The sequence below is a fragment of the uncultured Amaricoccus sp. genome, from assembly GCF_937858865.1.
Lineage (GTDB): Bacteria > Pseudomonadota > Alphaproteobacteria > Rhodobacterales > Rhodobacteraceae > Amaricoccus.
Genome location: NZ_CALLYO010000348.1, coordinates 1 through 15,024, shown reverse-complemented (window position 1 = coordinate 15,024; position 15,024 = coordinate 1). Strand labels below are relative to the sequence as shown.

13 protein-coding genes are annotated in these 15,024 nt (G+C 71.8%); 9 read left to right on the top strand and 4 right to left on the bottom strand.

What is annotated here, in order from left to right:
* The 6 genes from Q0112_RS10035 to Q0112_RS10010 form a co-directional block, all read left to right on the top strand.
* Positions 1-780, top strand: a 780-nt coding sequence (locus Q0112_RS10035; protein ID WP_297974702.1) for an FAD-dependent oxidoreductase, incomplete at its 5' end; no start/stop codon positions are given.
* Positions 773-2,452, top strand: a complete 1,680-nt coding sequence (locus Q0112_RS10030; protein ID WP_297974699.1) for a dihydroxy-acid dehydratase — start codon at positions 773-775, stop codon at positions 2,450-2,452. The genes Q0112_RS10035 and Q0112_RS10030, both read left to right, overlap by 8 nt.
* 85 nt (positions 2,453-2,537) lie before the next feature.
* The gene (locus Q0112_RS10025) at positions 2,538-4,058 is read left to right on the top strand and encodes an ABC transporter substrate-binding protein (RefSeq protein ID WP_297974696.1); all 1,521 of its coding nucleotides are present in this window, start codon (positions 2,538-2,540) and stop codon (positions 4,056-4,058) included.
* Between the two features lie 62 nt (positions 4,059-4,120).
* Positions 4,121-5,038, top strand: coding sequence for an ABC transporter permease (locus tag Q0112_RS10020; RefSeq protein WP_297974694.1), 918 nt, complete (start codon positions 4,121-4,123; stop codon positions 5,036-5,038).
* Positions 5,039-5,049: 11 nt separating this feature from the next.
* Positions 5,050-5,925 carry an ABC transporter permease gene (locus Q0112_RS10015; RefSeq protein ID WP_297974693.1) on the top strand — a complete coding sequence of 292 codons (876 nt, stop codon included), beginning with the start codon at positions 5,050-5,052 and terminating at the stop codon, positions 5,923-5,925.
* Positions 5,918-7,570 carry an ABC transporter ATP-binding protein gene (locus Q0112_RS10010; protein WP_297974690.1) on the top strand — a complete coding sequence of 551 codons (1,653 nt, stop codon included), beginning with the start codon at positions 5,918-5,920 and terminating at the stop codon, positions 7,568-7,570. The genes Q0112_RS10015 and Q0112_RS10010 overlap by 8 nt, the downstream gene beginning before the upstream one ends.
* A 55-nt stretch (positions 7,571-7,625) precedes the next feature.
* On the opposite strand, the gene Q0112_RS10005 is transcribed toward Q0112_RS10010, so the two are convergent.
* Positions 7,626-8,378: an enoyl-CoA hydratase/isomerase family protein gene (locus Q0112_RS10005; RefSeq protein WP_297974687.1), complete on the bottom strand. Its 753-nt coding sequence runs from the start codon at positions 8,376-8,378 to the stop codon at positions 7,626-7,628.
* Positions 8,379-8,527: 149 nt separating this feature from the next.
* Here Q0112_RS10005 and Q0112_RS10000 point away from each other — a divergent pair, with 149 nt between their 5' ends.
* From Q0112_RS10000 to Q0112_RS09990, 3 genes are read left to right on the top strand one after another with little or no spacing between them, the layout of a single operon-like run.
* Positions 8,528-9,727: a CaiB/BaiF CoA-transferase family protein gene (locus tag Q0112_RS10000; RefSeq protein WP_297974684.1), complete on the top strand. Its 1,200-nt coding sequence runs from the start codon at positions 8,528-8,530 to the stop codon at positions 9,725-9,727.
* Positions 9,728-9,746: 19 nt separating this feature from the next.
* On the top strand, positions 9,747-10,901 hold the full coding sequence (locus Q0112_RS09995; protein ID WP_297974681.1) for an acyl-CoA dehydrogenase family protein: 1,155 nt from the start codon (positions 9,747-9,749) through the stop codon (positions 10,899-10,901).
* Positions 10,898-12,010, top strand: coding sequence for a CaiB/BaiF CoA-transferase family protein (locus tag Q0112_RS09990; RefSeq protein ID WP_297974679.1), 1,113 nt, complete (start codon positions 10,898-10,900; stop codon positions 12,008-12,010). The genes Q0112_RS09995 and Q0112_RS09990 overlap by 4 nt, the downstream gene beginning before the upstream one ends.
* Before the next feature lie 114 nt (positions 12,011-12,124).
* Here Q0112_RS09990 and Q0112_RS09985 read toward each other — a convergent pair whose 3' ends face one another.
* The 3 genes from Q0112_RS09985 to Q0112_RS09975 form a co-directional block, all read right to left on the bottom strand.
* Entirely contained in the window at positions 12,125-13,012 is an 888-nt protein-coding gene (locus Q0112_RS09985) for a LysR family transcriptional regulator (protein WP_297974676.1), read from the bottom strand.
* A gap of 135 nt (positions 13,013-13,147) precedes the next feature.
* Positions 13,148-14,203 carry an ABC transporter ATP-binding protein gene (locus Q0112_RS09980; RefSeq protein ID WP_297974674.1) on the bottom strand — a complete coding sequence of 352 codons (1,056 nt, stop codon included), beginning with the start codon at positions 14,201-14,203 and terminating at the stop codon, positions 13,148-13,150.
* Between the two features lie 2 nt (positions 14,204-14,205).
* On the bottom strand, positions 14,206-15,024 hold an 819-nt coding region (locus Q0112_RS09975), incomplete at its 5' end, for a carbohydrate ABC transporter permease (protein WP_297974671.1).

The following is a 15,024-nucleotide window of genomic DNA, read 5'->3' as shown; positions in this document are numbered from 1 at the left end:
GCCGGCGGGCTCCAGTTCCCCTCGACGATGTTCCGCATGGCCGGGGTCGATACCGAGCGCGCCATGGCCGTCTCGCGCGACGAGATGCACGCCCTGCTCGAGCGGGCGGTCGCGGACGGCTACGAGCTGCCGCGGACCGCGGGCGGCATCTACTCGGTGCGCGAGGGGATCGTGCATCTCAACATCACCCGGGTGAAGGTCGACGGCCGCTCGCCCGATCCCTTCGACCCGGCGAGCCTCAGCCGCGCCGAGAGCGAGGGGCGCCGGCAGGCCCGCCGCTACCTCGAGGTCTTCCGCCGCTACGTGCCCGGCTACGAGCGCGCCTTCATCCTCGATACCGGCGCGGAGCTCGGGGTGCGCGAGACGCGCCGGATCGTCGGCGCGCACGTGATGACGACCGAGGAGGTGATCGGCGAGCGCAAGTTCGACGACGCCATCGCGCCGAGCTGCTGGCCGATCGAGGAGCACGGCGCCGGCCGCTCGACCCGCTGGGTCTGGATGTCGCCCGGCGGCTACTGCCAGATCCCCTACCGCGCGCTGCTGCCGCGCGGGCCCGAGAACCTGCTGGTCGCCGGCCGCTGCCTCTCGGCCACCCACGAGGCGCAGGCGGCGCTCCGGATCACCGCCAACTGCTTCTCGATGGGCCAGGCCGCCGGCATCGCCGCGGCGATGGCGGGCGACGGACGGGTCGCGGACGTGGACGTTCCCGCGCTCCAGCGCGCGCTCGCGGCGGCCGGCGCCGTGCTCGCCCCGCGGCCGGAGGCGGCGGTCGATGCCTGAGCGCGCGCCCCTCCGCAGCAACTTCCGCCCCGGGACGACGGCCTGGGCGGTGCGGCGGGCGCAGTGGCGCGCGCTCGGCCTCAGCGACGCCGAGATGGCCCGGCCGAAGATCGCGGTGGTCAACACCTCCTCCGAGCTCTCCATCTGCTTCAGCCACCTCGACGCGGTGGCGGGCGTCGTCAAGGACGCCGTCCGCGCCGCCGGCGGCCTCCCCTTCGAGGTCCGCACCACGGCGCCGAGCGACTTCATCCACGGCGCCGCCAAGGGCGCGCGCTACATCCTGCCGAGCCGCGACCTGATCGCCAACGACATCGAGGTCGGCGTCGAGGGGCCGCTGCTCGACGGCATGGTCTGCCTCGCCTCCTGCGACAAGACGACCCCCGGCCAGCTCATGGCCGCCGCCCGGCTCGACCTGCCGACCATCTTCGTCCTCTGCGGCTACCAGGGCCACGGCGAGAGCGCGGGCGAGGAGGTCGACATCGAGGACGTCTTCGAGCGCGTCGGCGCGCTCGTCACCGGCGCGATCACCCTCGAGCGGCTCGAGGAGATGACCGAGCATGCGATCACCGGCCCCGGCGTCTGCGCCGGCATGGGCACGGCCAACTCGATGCACCTCGTCTGCGAGGCGCTCGGCCTCGCCCTCCCCGGCAGCGCCCCGGTCCGGGCGATGAGCGCCGCCATGCTGGCGCAGGCCGAGGCGGCCGGGCGGCGCATCGTCGGCATGGTCGAGGAGGGGCTGACCGCCCGCGCCATCCTGACCGAGGCCGCCTTCCGCAACGCGGTCGCCGTCACCCTCGCCGCCAGCGGCTCCGGCAACTGCGTGCGCCACCTGCAGGCGGTCGCGGTCGAGGCCGGGCTCCCGCTCGGCATCTACGACCTCGTGGACGAGCTCGGGCCCCGGGTGCCGCTCCTCTGCGCCATCCGCCCGAACGGCCCCGACCGGATCGAGGACCTCGAGCGCGCCGGCGGCGCCCGGGCGATCATGAAGCGGCTCGGCGAGCGGATCGACGGGCGCGCCATGACGGCGACCGGCCGCACCTGGGGCGAGGAGCTCGCCGACTACGCCCCGCCGCTCGACGCGACGCTCCGGCCGCCCGAGCATCCGCTCTCGACGACGCCCGCCCTCGTCACCCTGCGCGGCTCGCTGGCGCCCGAGGGCGCGCTCCTGAAGCTCGGCCTCGGCGGCGCCGGCAAGATGCACTTCGCCGGCCCCGCCCGCACCTTCGACGACCAGGACGATGCCATCGCCGGCCTCGGCGACGGCCGCATCCGCCCCGGCGACGTCGTGGTGCTGCGCGGCCTCGGCCCGCGCGGCGGGCCGGGCATCGCCTCGGCCTCCTGGTTCGTCGCGGCGCTGAACGGCGCCGGCCTCGCCGGCCGGGTGGCGGTCGTCACCGACGGCCAGCTCTCCGGCCTCAACCACGGCATCACCATCAACCAGGTCGCCCCGGAAGCCTTCGAGGGCGGCCCGATCGCGCTCGTCGCCGACGGCGACCGGATCGTCATCGACATCGCCAGCCGCTCGCTCTCGCTCGAGGTCGCCGAGGCCGAGCTCGCCCGCCGGCGCGAGGCCCTCGCCGCGGCGCGGCCGACCGCCGAGCGCGGATGGCTCTCGGTCTTCCAGCGGCTCTCGGGCCCGATCCACCGGGGGGCGACGCTGGCACCCGACTGAACTGCAGGATCCCGAGCCGGACGGGACAGCGAACAAGACTCCGGAGGAAGCGCCGCACGTCGGCAGGAACATGGAGGAAATCAGGATGTCACTGGGCTGGAGGTTGCTACTGGCGGCTGCTGCCGCCCTGCCGGCGGTGTCGCCGGCCTGGGCGCAGGGCGCGTCGACCGACGTCGTGATCGTGCTCGAGACCCAGCCCGACCAGCTCGACCCCTGTCAGGCGTCGAAGTCGCAGGTCGGCAAGGTCATCAAGCAGAACGTCGTCGAGACCGTCACCGAGATCGACCCGACGACCGGGCAGGTCAACCCGCGCCTCGCCACCGAATGGAGCCAGGTCGACGACCACACCTGGCGCTTCAAGCTGCGCGAGGGGGTCAGCTTCCACGACGGCACGCCGTTCAACGCCGAGGCGCTCAAACACTCGATCGAGCGCACGATGGACGAGAGCATCGACTGCGAGATCCGGGTGAAATACTTCGGCGGCCTCACCCTCGAGGTCACCCCGGTCGGCGACTACGAGGTCGAGATCAAGACCAGCACGCCGACCCCGATCCTGCCGACGCTGATGGGCACCGTCGTCGCCATGTCGACCGCGACCCCCAAGGGCGAGATCACCCGCGACCCGATCGGCACCGGCCCCTACCGGCTCGAGGAATGGACCCCGGGCCAGCAGATCGTGCTGACCCGCACCGACGACTACTGGGGGGATCAGCCGGCGGTCACCAAGGCCACCTACATCTGGCGCTCGGAATCGACCGTGCGCGCGGCGATGGTCGCCTCGGGCGAGGCCGACATCGCGCCGAACATCGCCGTGCAGGACGCGACCGACCCGGAGATGGACTTCAGCTTCCTGAACTCCGAGACCTCGCGGCTCCGGATCGACGCCGAGATCCCGCCGCTCGACGACCGCCGCGTGCGGCTCGCGCTCAACTATGCCACCGACCGCGAGGGGATGCGGGGCACGATCTTCAGCGACAAGGTCATCCCCTCGACCCAGCATGTCGTGCCGGGGATCAACGGCCACAACCCGGACCTCGTGCCCTACCCCTACGACCCGGAGAAGGCGATGGAGCTCCTCGCCGAGGCCAAGGCGGACGGGGTGCCGGTCGACCGCGAGATCATCCTGATCGGCCGCCACAACCTCTATCCGAACTCGCAGGAGTCGCTGCAGGCGCTCGAGGCGATGTACGAGGCGGTCGGCTTCAACATCACGCTGAAGATGACCGAGGCGGCGGAATGGTACGACCTGCTGTTCAAGCCCTATGCCGAGGACCGGGCGCCGAACCTCTTCCAGGAGCAGCACGACAACAACAACGGCGACGCGGTCTTCACCATCTTCGTGAAGTACCATTCGGACGGCGGCCAGTCGACCTTCTCCGACGCCGAGGTCGACGACCTGATCGACCGCGGCGGCCAGGCGACCGGCGAGGAGCGCACGAAGCTCTACCAGCAGGCCTTCAAGCGCATCCACGAGGAGATCGTGCCGGACGTGTCGCTCTTCCACATGGTCGGCTTCACCCGGGTCAATCCGCGGCTCGACTTCACGCCGTCGATCGCCACAAACAGCGAGCTCCAGCTCGCCGAGATCGGCTTCAACAACAGCTGATCCGGGCGACAGGAGCAGGCGCGGCCCGCGAGAAGGCCGCGCCAACCCCAGGGAGGTCCGCCTTGAACCGCTTCGTCCTGAGACACGGCACGCAGTCGCTCTTCGCCCTGCTCTGCCTGCTCGTCCTGGTCTTCTTCCTCGCGAGGCTGACCGGCGATCCGACGGACCTCTACCTGCCGATGGACGCCTCGCTCGAGCAGCGCGCCGCCTTCGCCGAGAGCCACGGCTTCAACGATCCGCTGGTGGTGCAGTTCGGCCGCTACCTCGCCGGGCTCGCGCGCTTCGACTTCGGCGACTCGCTCTTCCAGGGCCGCCCGGCGATCGACGCCGTGCTGGCCGCCTTCCCGGTGACGCTGAAGCTCGCCGGGATCACCCTGGCGCTGGCGCTCTCGCTCGCCATCCTCATCGGCTCGCTGGCCGCCTGGCGGCCGCGCAGCGTCTTCGACCGCATCGCCAGCATGCTGACCATCGCGAGCGCCAGCGCGCCCGACTTCTGGGTCGCGATCGTCGCCATCCTCGTCTTCGCCGTCTCGCTCGGCTGGCTGCCGACCTCCGGCATGGGCACGGCCGCGCACTGGATCATGCCGGTCGGCGTGCTGATGGTGCGCCCGCTCGGCCTCCTCACCCAGATCGTGCGCGCGGCGATGATCGGCGCCCTCGCCTCGCCCTACGTCAAGACCGCCCGCGCCAAGGGCGCCGGCAAGAGCCGCATCATCTTCGTGCACGGCCTCAGGAACGCGATGCTCACCGTCGTCACCGTCGCCGGCGACCAGGCCGCGACCCTCATCAACGGCGCCGTCGTCGTCGAGACCGTCTTCGGCTGGCCGGGGATCGGCAACCTGATGATCCAGGCCATCCAGCAGCGCGACTTCGCCGTGCTGCAGGCCTGCATCCTCGTCACCGCCCTCGCGATCTTCGTGATGAACCTCCTCATCGACATCGCCTATTCGCGGCTCGATCCGCGCATCCGCAACGCCTGAAGGGGACGGACGTGCAGAAGTCGACCCTCCTCGCCCTCCTCCGCAGCGACCGCGTCGCCCTCGTCGCGGCGGTCTGGCTCGTCCTCATCGCCGGCGTCGCCCTCGTCGGCCCCGAGATCGTCGGCAAGGCGGCGACCTCGATCGACCTCCGGGCGCGCAACGCGCCGCCCTTCGACTTCTCCCGCGACTGGGTGCACTGGCTCGGCTCTGATTCGCTCGGCCGCGGCATCCTCGCGCGCATCTTCCTCGCCGCGCGCACGACGCTCGGCATCGCCCTCGCCTCGGTGCTGGTCTCGATGATCGTCGGCGGGGTGCTCGGCATCGTCGCCGGGCTGAGCCGCGGGCGGCTCGGCAAGGTCATCATGCGCAGCATGGACGTGGTGATGAGCTTCCCCTCGCTGCTCATGGCGCTCATCGTCCTCTATGTGCTCGGCGGCGCGCCGGCCAACATCGTCGTCGTCCTCGCCATCACCCGCCTGCCGGTCTATGTCCGCACCGCCCGCGCCGAGGTGCTCGAGATCCGCGAGCGCGCCTTCATCTCCGCCGCGCTGGTGATGGGCGCGCGCCCGTTCCACCTCGCGCTCCACCACATCACCCCGCTGGTGCTGCCCACCCTCCTCATCATCGGCTCGCTCGACTTCGCCTACGTCATGCTGGCGGAATCGGCCCTCTCCTTCCTCGGCATGGGCGTGCAGCCGCCGTCGATCACCTGGGGGCTCATGGTCGCCGAGGGCCGCGGCTATCTCGCCAGCGCCTGGTGGCTCGCCTTCTGGCCGGGGCTCTTCATCATGCTGACGGCGCTCGCCGCCAACCTTCTCGCCGGCTGGTTCCGCATCGCGAACGACCCGACGCTCCGCGCCGCGCAGGGAGACGCGAGCCATGCCTGAGCCGAAGCCGCTCCTCGAGGTCGACCGCCTCTCGGTCGACTTCCCCACCGCGGACGGCCTCTTCGCCGCCGTGCGCGACGTCAGCTTCGCCATCGCCCCGAACGAGTCGCTCGCAGTCATCGGCGAGAGCGGCTCGGGCAAGAGCGTGACCGCGAGCGCCATCATGGGGCTGCTCGACTCGCCCCCCGCCCGCGTCCGCGGCGACATCCGCTTCGAGGGCCGGAGCCTCTTCTCCATGCCCGGCCGACAGCGGCGCGACCTCTACGGCCGCCGCATCGCCATGGTCTTCCAGGACCCGCTCACCCACCTCAACCCGGTCTATCCGGTCGGCTGGCAGGTGGCCGAGGTCGGCCGCATCCACGGCATGGCGAGGGCCGAGGCCTGGGCCCGGGCCAGGGAACTCCTCGACCGCGTCGGCATCCCCGACGTCGAGCGGCGGATGCACGACTATCCGCACGAATTCTCCGGCGGCCAGCGCCAGCGGGTGATGATCGCCATGGCGATGGCGCTCTCGCCCGACCTGCTCATCGCCGACGAGCCGACGACCGCACTCGACGTCACCGTGCAGGCGCAGATCCTCGACCTCCTGCGCGACCTGCGCACCGAGTCGGGCATGGCGCTGATGATGATCACCCACGACCTCGGCGTCGCCGCCGACATCGCCGAGAACGTGGTGGTGATGCAGCACGGCGAGATCGTCGAGGCCGGCCCGCTCGACCGGGTCTTCGCCCGCCCGCAACACGCCTACACCCGCCAGCTCCTGACCGACCGCTCCGAGGAATACCGCTCGCTGCGCCCGACCGAGCCCCCCGCCATCCTCGAGCTCGACCGGGTCTGCGTGCGCTACGGCAGCTTCGAGGCCGTTCGCAACGTCAGCGTGACGCTGCGCAAGGGCGAGATCCTCGGCATCGTCGGCGAGAGCGGCTCGGGGAAATCCTCGCTGGCCAGCGCCATCCTGCGCCTCCGCGAGCCGAGCAGCGGCAGCATCCGCTACCACGGCCGCGACGTCTTCGCCCTCGCCCGCGCCGAGGAGACCGCCTTCCACCGCGGCGTGCAGGCGATCTTCCAGGACCCCTTCAGCTCGCTCAACCCGCGCATGACCGTGCTCAAGGTGATCTCCGAGCCCTGGCTCCTCCACCCGGACGTGCTGCCGCGCGACCGCTGGCGCGCGCGGGCGGCCGAGCTCCTCGGCATGGTCGGCCTCGCCGCCTCCGACCTCGACAAGTACCCGGGCGAATTCTCCGGCGGCCAGCGCCAGCGCATCGCCATCGCCCGCGCGCTGGCGCTCGAGCCCGAGATCATCGTCTGCGACGAGGCCGTCTCCGCCCTCGACATGACCGTGCAGGCGCAGGTCATCACCCTCCTCGCCGACCTCCGCACCCGGCTCGGCCTCTCCTACGTCTTCATCGCCCACGACCTCACGCTGGTGCGCAAGTTCGCCGACCACGTGCTGGTGATGAAGTCGGGCGAGGTGATCGAGCAGGGCGTCGCCGAGGAGGTCTTCGCCCACCCCGCCGCGCTCTACACCCGCCAGCTCATCGCCTCGAGCCCGGTCCCCGACCCGATGCGCCAGGCCGAACGCCGCCGCGCCCGCCGCCTCAACCTCGTGCGCGACTCCGACCGCGCGAACGGAATGCCCGCATGACCGTCAACCATCAATCCTCTCTCTCAGGGGCAATGCGCTAAACCCCGCGCCAACATCACCCCCCGGAAAACCGCGCAATCCGCGCCTGATACTCGGGACTCGAGTGGCAGGCATCCGAGATGAGCCCATGCAGCGCCGCCGCCCGCCCGTCCGCCGGCATGGCGAGGGCGAGCTTCAGATAGCGCACCGCCTCCCGCGGCAGCCCCGCCAGCACCTCCGCCCGCGCCAGCGCCTCCTCGATCACCGCGCCGGCCGCCGTCACCCGCGTGACCAGCCCCGCCCGCCCCGCCGCCTCCGCATCGAGCACCTCGCCCCCGAGAATGAGCTCGACCGCCCGCGCCCGCCCGACCAGCGCCGGCAGCCGCTGCACCGCCCCGAACGACGGCACGCTCCCGAGCGCCAGCTCCGGCAGCGCCAGCCGCGCGCCCGGATCGGCGAAGCGCAGGTCGCAGGCCAGCGCCAGCTCCAGCCCGCCCCCGAGCACATGCCCGTGCAGCGCCGCGACCGACGGCACGGGCGCCGCCGCGACCCGGTCGATCGCCCGCCAGGCCTCCTCCACGAAGCGCCGCTTCGCCGCCCCCGAGAGCCGCGCCACCGTGGCGAGATCGGCCCCGGCCGAGAAACCGTGCGGGCCCCGGCCGGCGATCACCATCGCCCCGAGCCCCGCATCCGCCTCGATCTCCTCCACCGCCCGCACCAGCGCCCGGCAGAGCGCCGCGTCGAGGGCGTTGATCTTCGCCGGCCGGTCGAGCCAGACGAGCGCGACCCGCCCGCGCGCCTCGACCGTCACCCTGCCCTCGCCGTCCATCGCCCGTTCCCCGCGACCCTTTGCGCCGAGACTAGCGGAACCCCCCGCCCCGGCACGCACAACAAAAACTCAAGCGCCGGCGCGATTTTGTCGTTTGTGCTCGCCGCGCGCCCGGAGAAGCCTGCTCCCGAAAACCGGGAGGAGACGAAATGCCCGAGGCCGCCAAGCCGCTCGCCGGCATCCGCGTGCTCGACCTGACCCGCTTCTTCGCCGGGCCCTTCTGCTCGATGCACCTCGGCGACCACGGCGCCGACGTGCTCAAGGTCGAGGTCCCGGGCGGCGAGCCGACCCGCCGCCAGGGCCCGCCCTTCCACGCCGGCAACGGCATGACCTTCATGTCGACGAACCGCAACAAGCGCTCGATCGAGATCGACGCCAAGACCGAGGCCGGGCGCGAGCTCCTCTTCCGCCTCGCCTCGGCCGCCGACGTCGTGGTCGAGAACTTCCGCCCGCCGGTCCTGAAGCGCATGGGCATCGACTACGAGCGCGTCGCGGCGCGGAACCCGCGCGTCGTCTACGCCTCGCTCTCCGCCCTCGGCGCCGACGGCCCCGAGGCCGAGCGCGGCGGCTTCGATCTCACCGTGCAGGCCGAATTCGGCTTCATGAGCATCAGCGGCGAGAAGGGCGGCAAGTCGATCAAGCAGGGCACCTCGACCTTCGACCTCGTCTGCGGCCTCTACGCCTTCTCGGGCGTCCTCGCCGCCCTCCTCCAGCGCGAACGCACCGGCCGCGGCCAGGTGGTGCAGACGAGCCTGATGGAGGCCGAGGTCAGCTTCCTGGTCGATGCGGCGATGGAATACCTTCTCGCCGGCCAGGTGCGGCAGAAGTGGGGCTCGGAGCATTCGCAGATCGTCCCCTACAAGGCCTTCACCACCGCCGACGGCGAGATGGTGATCGGCGCCGGCTACCAGACGGTCTACGAGCCCTTCTGCCGGGCGATCGGCCGCGCCGACCTGATCGCCGACCCGCGCTTCGCGACACTCGAGGACCGCGTCGTCAACCGCGACGCGATGTACGCGATCCTCGACGCCGAGATGCTCGGCCGCACCAACGACGCGCTGCACGCGCTGCTCGACGCCGCCGGCGTGCCGCACGCGCCGGTCAACGACATCGCCCGCACCTTCGCCCACCCCCAGCTGCTGCACCGGCGGATGAAGCTCGACCTCGAGCATCCCGTCTACGGCCCGACGCCGACCATCGGGCCGGCGATCAAATACTCCGGCTTCGAGATCACCGAGGGCTGGCGGGCGCCGCCGCTCCTCGGCGAGGGCGCCGAGGAGGCCCTCGCCGACTGGCTCGGCGAAACGGCCCGCCCGCGGACGGAGGAGCGCCTCGCCGATGGAGTTTGAGCCTTCCACCGAAGAGCGGATGGCGCTCGAGAGCCTCCGCCGCCACGTCGAGGCCGAGGTGCTGCCCAGGGTCCGCCCGGCCTGGGACCGGGCCTTTCCGCCCGACCTCGCGCACGAGCTCCTGGCCGGCCTCGTCGACTTCGGCATCGGCGCCGGCTGGCTGCCCGAGGCCGACGGCGGGCTCGGCCTCTCCTATGTGACGAGCGGCCTCCTCTACGGCGAGCTCTCCCGCCTCGCCCCCGACGTCGCCGGCCTCGCCTACGTCAGCGAGGGGGCCTCGATGAAGCTCGCCCGCCTCGGCACGCCGGAGCAGAAGGCGCGCTACCTGCCCGGCATGGCCGCCGGCCGGGTCATCGGCTGCGGCGCGGTGACCGAGCCCGGCGCCGGCTCGAACGTCCGCCAGATCCGCACCCGCGCGGTCCGGGACGGCGGCGGCTGGCGGCTCTCGGGCGAGAAGACCTTCATCTCCAACGCCACCGTCTTCGACATCGCCACCCTCCTTGCCCGCACCGGTGAGAAGGAGTTCACCCTCTTCATCCTCGACCGCGCCGAGCACCGCTTCGAGACGCGCGAGATCGCCAAGCTCGGCCTCAACGGCTGGTCGTTCGGCTCGATCAGCTTCGACGACCTCGGGATCGACGACGCCTTCCGCCTCGGCCCGCCCGGCGCCGGGCTCCGCGAGGCCCTCTCGGGCTTCGAGCGCGCCCGCGCCTGGGTCGCGGTCATCGCCTCCGGCATCGCCCGCGCCGCCCTCGACGACGCGATCGCCTACGCCGTCGGGCGCGACCAGTTCGGCGCGCCCATCGCCGCCCACCAGCTCGTCCAGGGCCTCCTCGCCGACATGGCCTGCGAGACCGAGGCGGCCAGCCTCCTGACGCTGAAGGCGCTCGCCAGCCTCGACCGCGGCGGCCGCGCCGACCTGCCGACCTCGATGGCGAAGATCTACGCCTCCGAGGCGGCGGTCAGGGTGGCCTCGAAGGCGATCCAGGTGCACGGCGCCTCCGGCGTCACCCGCGAGTTCCCGGTCGAGCGCCACCTGCGCAACGCCCGCATGCTGACCATCCCCGACGGCACCACCCAGATCAACCAGCTCATCGTCGGGCGCGAGCTGACCGGCATCGCCGCCTTCCTCGGCGCCCGCCACCCCGAGACCGCCCGGACGGCGGCGGAATGAGCCCGGGAACGAGGCCCGGCGGGCCGCTCGCCGGCCTCAAGGTCGTCGAGATGGCCGGCATCGGCCCGGCGCCGATGTGCGGCATGCTCCTCGCCGACCTCGGCGCCGAGATCGTCCGCATCGACCGCCCGGGCGAATCCGACGTCGGCATCAAACGCCCGCCCGAGACGAACTTCCTGCTGCGCGGCCGCCCGACCATCCGCCTCGACCTCAAGGATCCGGCCGGCCGCGACCGAGCGCTGGCCCTCGCCGCCGCCGCCGACTGCCTGATCGAGGGCTTCCGCCCCGGCGTGATGGAGCGGCTCGGCCTCGGCCCCGGACCCTGCCTCGAGCGCAACCCCCGCCTCGTCTACGGCCGCGTCACCGGCTGGGGCCAGACCGGCCCGATGGCGCCCTGGGCCGGGCACGACCTCAACTACATCGGCCTCACCGGGGCGCTCGAGGCGCTGGGTCGCGCCGACTCCCCCCCGCCGGCACCCCTCAACCTCATCGGCGACTTCGGCGGCGGCGCGCTCTTCCTCGCCCTCGGCCTGCTCGCCGGCGTCGTCGAGGCCGCGCGCTCCGGCCGCGGCCAGGTGGTCGACGCCGCCATCGTCGACGGGGTGGCGGCGATGATGACCTCGCTGAACGGCCTGCGCGCCGGCGGCGTCTTCCCCAGGGCGCGCCAGGCCAGCCTCCTCGATTCCGGCGCCTTCTTCTACGACGTCTACGCCTGCGCCGACGGCCGCCACCTCGCGGTCGGCGCCATCGAGCCGCGCTTCTTCGCCACCTTCCTCGCCCGCCTCGGCCTCGGTCCCGACGACCTGCCGCCGCAGGCGGACGCGAGCCGCTGGCCCGAGGGCCGCGCCCGCCTCCGCGCCCTCTTCGCCACCCGCCCGCGCGACCACTGGGTCGCCCTCTTCGCCGGCTCCGACGCCTGCGTGACGCCGGTCCTGTCGCTCGAGGAATCCTTCGCCGACCCGCACCTGCGCGCCCGCGGCACCTACGCCGAGGCCGGCGGCTTCCCGCAGGCCGCCCCGGCCCCCCGCTTCAGCCGGACCCCGCCCCCGCCGCCCGGCCCGCCCGACGCCCCCCTGCCCCTCCCGCCCTGGGCCGCCGCCGTCGGATAGCGTGCCCGGCGGCGTTAACGAAGATTTCGATCCGGTTAACGGCGAGGGTGATTATCCATATAAAACAACGGAGGCACCAAGTGGGCACGCGTGCCCACCCCGTGCCCGCGCCGCTCATTCCGCCCCCACCTCCCGGCGGATCCAGGCCCGGAAGGCGGCGAAGTCCGGGTGCGACTCGGTGCTGGGCGGCCGGATCAGGTAGAAGGGGCAGGGCGCCGGCACCGTCTCCGGGAAGGGATTGATCAGGCTGCCGGTCGCGAACTCGCGCAGCAGCACCTCGCGGATGCCGATCCCGATCCCCATCCCGGCGATCGCGGCCTGGTACATGAGCGGCGAGCTCTCGAAGCGCCGCCCGCGGAAGGGGTCGAAGTTCCGCACCCCGTTCGCCTCCGCCCAGCGCGCCCAGTCGTTCGGCCGCGTGTCGGAGATGAGCAGCCCGTCCGCCCACTCCTCGACATCCTCCGCCGAGGTCCCCGGCGGCAGGTAGTTCGGGCTGCAGACCGGCACCAGATCCGCAATGAACAGCTTTTCGCAGACGTTCTTCTGATAGACTGCCCGATCGGTCAGGATCGCCACGTCGATGTCGCCCGAGAAGTCGACGTCGTGGGTATGCGTGGTGACGAAGCGCAGGTCGAAGGTCTTCTCGCGCAGCTGCTGGCTCGACCAGCGCGGAATGAGCCAGTCGATGGTGAAGCTCGGATAGGCGCAGACCACCAGCGGCCGCCGCGTCCGCCGCGCCGCCAGGTTCTGCGTGGCGAGCGCGATCCGCTCGAAGGCGTCGCCGATCTCGCGGAGATAGAAGCGCCCGTCCTCGGTCAGCTCGACCTGCCGGTGCCCCCGGTGGAAGAGCTGGCAGCCGAGGTGATCCTCCAGCGCCCGCACGCTCCGGCTCACCGCCGCCGGGGTGACGCAAAGCTCGTCGGCAGCCTTCATGAAGCTGCCGGCCCGGGCCGCCACGACGAAGGTCCGAACACTGCTGAGAGGAGGAGAGCGTGTCGCCATGAAGCCGTTCTGTTCCGGAAATAGGGCCTCGCGCCAACCACGAGGTGACCCTCCGGAGGCTGCGAATGTCAACGTACGACGCGCCCCGCCCACCGGACGCCCTCGGGCACGGCGAAGCATTGACACGGGCGCCGCTCAGGCGGCGGGGATGCGCTCACCGGTCCCGGCGTCGAAGAGGCGGAGCTTGCTGCGATCGATGGCGAGGCCCACGGGGGTGTCGGGCGGCAGCTCGAAGCTCTTGTCGGTCTTGACGACCACCTGCTCCTTGCCGACCTGGCAGGTCACCACGGTCTCGTTGCCGGTGAGCTCGCTGGCGTAGATCGTTCCCGCGAGATCCGCCGCGACGGGGTCGACGATGCGGGCGTCCTCGGGGCGGAAGCCGAAGACGGCATCCGCCCGCGGGGCGAAGCCGGCGACGTCGATGCGCCCCTCGGGCAGGACGATGGCGCCCTCGGCGACGGCGCAGGGCAGGACGTTCATCGGCGGCGAGCCGATGAATCCGGCGACGAAGAGGTTGGCCGGGTTGTCGTAGATCTCGCGCGGGGTCGCGATCTGCTGCACGACCCCCTTGTTCATCACCGCCACCCGGTGCGCCAGCGTCATCGCCTCGATCTGGTCGTGGGTGACGTAGATGGTGGTGGTGCCGAGGTCGCCCTGCAGCCGCTTCAGCTCGGCGCGCATGAAGGTGCGCAGCTTGGCGTCGAGATTGGAGAGCGGCTCATCCATCAGGAAGACCGCCGGCCGCCGCACGATGGCGCGCGCGAGCGCCACCCGCTGGCGCTGGCCGCCGGAGAGCTGGCGCGGGTAGCGGTCGAGATAGTCATCGAGGTGGACCTTCTCGGCGGCGGTGCGGATCTGCCCCGAGATCTCGGCCCTGGGAACGCCCCGGAGCTTCAGCGGATAGCCGATGTTCTCGGCGATCGTCATGTGCGGATAGAGAGCGTAGGACTGGAAGACCATCGCCACGTCGCGGTACTTCGGCAGAACGTTGGTCACGTCGCGCGGGCCGATCAGGATGCGGCCGGAGGTGACGGATTCGAGGCCCGCCACCATGCGGAGCGCGGTGGTCTTGCCGCAGCCGGAGGGGCCGAGGAGGACGAGGAGCTCGCCGTCGGCGATGTCGAGGTCGAGGCCCTTCACCACCTCGACGGCGCCGAAGGACTTGCGGATTTCCTGGAGGGTGACCTTCATCTTCAGCCTTTCACCGCGCCCACCAGCAGCCCGCGGGCGATGTGCTTCTGCAGCACGCTGGCGATGATGACGACCGGCGCGATCATCACCACGATCAGCACGGACATGTTCCACCATTGCGGGCCGCGGGTGGTGTTCTGCGCCGAGACGAGGACCGGCATGGTCTGGGCGTTGGCGTTCGAGAGGAAGAGGGCGAGCAGGTACTCGTTCCAGGCGAGGATCAGGACGAGGAGGAAGGTGGCAACCAGGCCGGAACGGACGAGCGGCAGGGCGATGGTGAAGAAGACGCGGAACTTCGAGGCGCCGTCGAGCTCGGCGCTTTCCTCGAGGTCGATGGGGATCCCGGCGAAGAAGTCGCGGGTCAGCCAGACGACGATGGGCAGGTTGATCGCGGTGTAGGTCGCGATCAGCGCGACCTGGGTGTCGAGGAGCCTGAGCTGCTGAAACATCACGTAGATGGGCAGCACCGCCACGATGGGCGGCATGATGCGGTTCGAGATGATCCAGAACTCGATGTCGCTGTTGCCGAGCGCCGCCCGGGTGCGCCGCGCCAGCGTCGGGAGCGCGAGCAGGAAGAGCGCGACGGCGGCGGCGACGGCGACCTGCCAGGCGACGCCGAAGGTGACGACGGCGACGATGACGGCGACGAGGAGCAGGAGGAAGATCGCCACGGCGGCGAGCTTCACCCGGAAGCGGATGCGCACCAGCGCATAGGCGGCGAGCGCGCCGATGAGGACGGCGAGGGTCGTGCTGCCGAGGGCGACCACCACGGAGTTCATGTAGGGCCCGAGCGTGTTGTTCTCGAGCAGCATGAAGCGCCA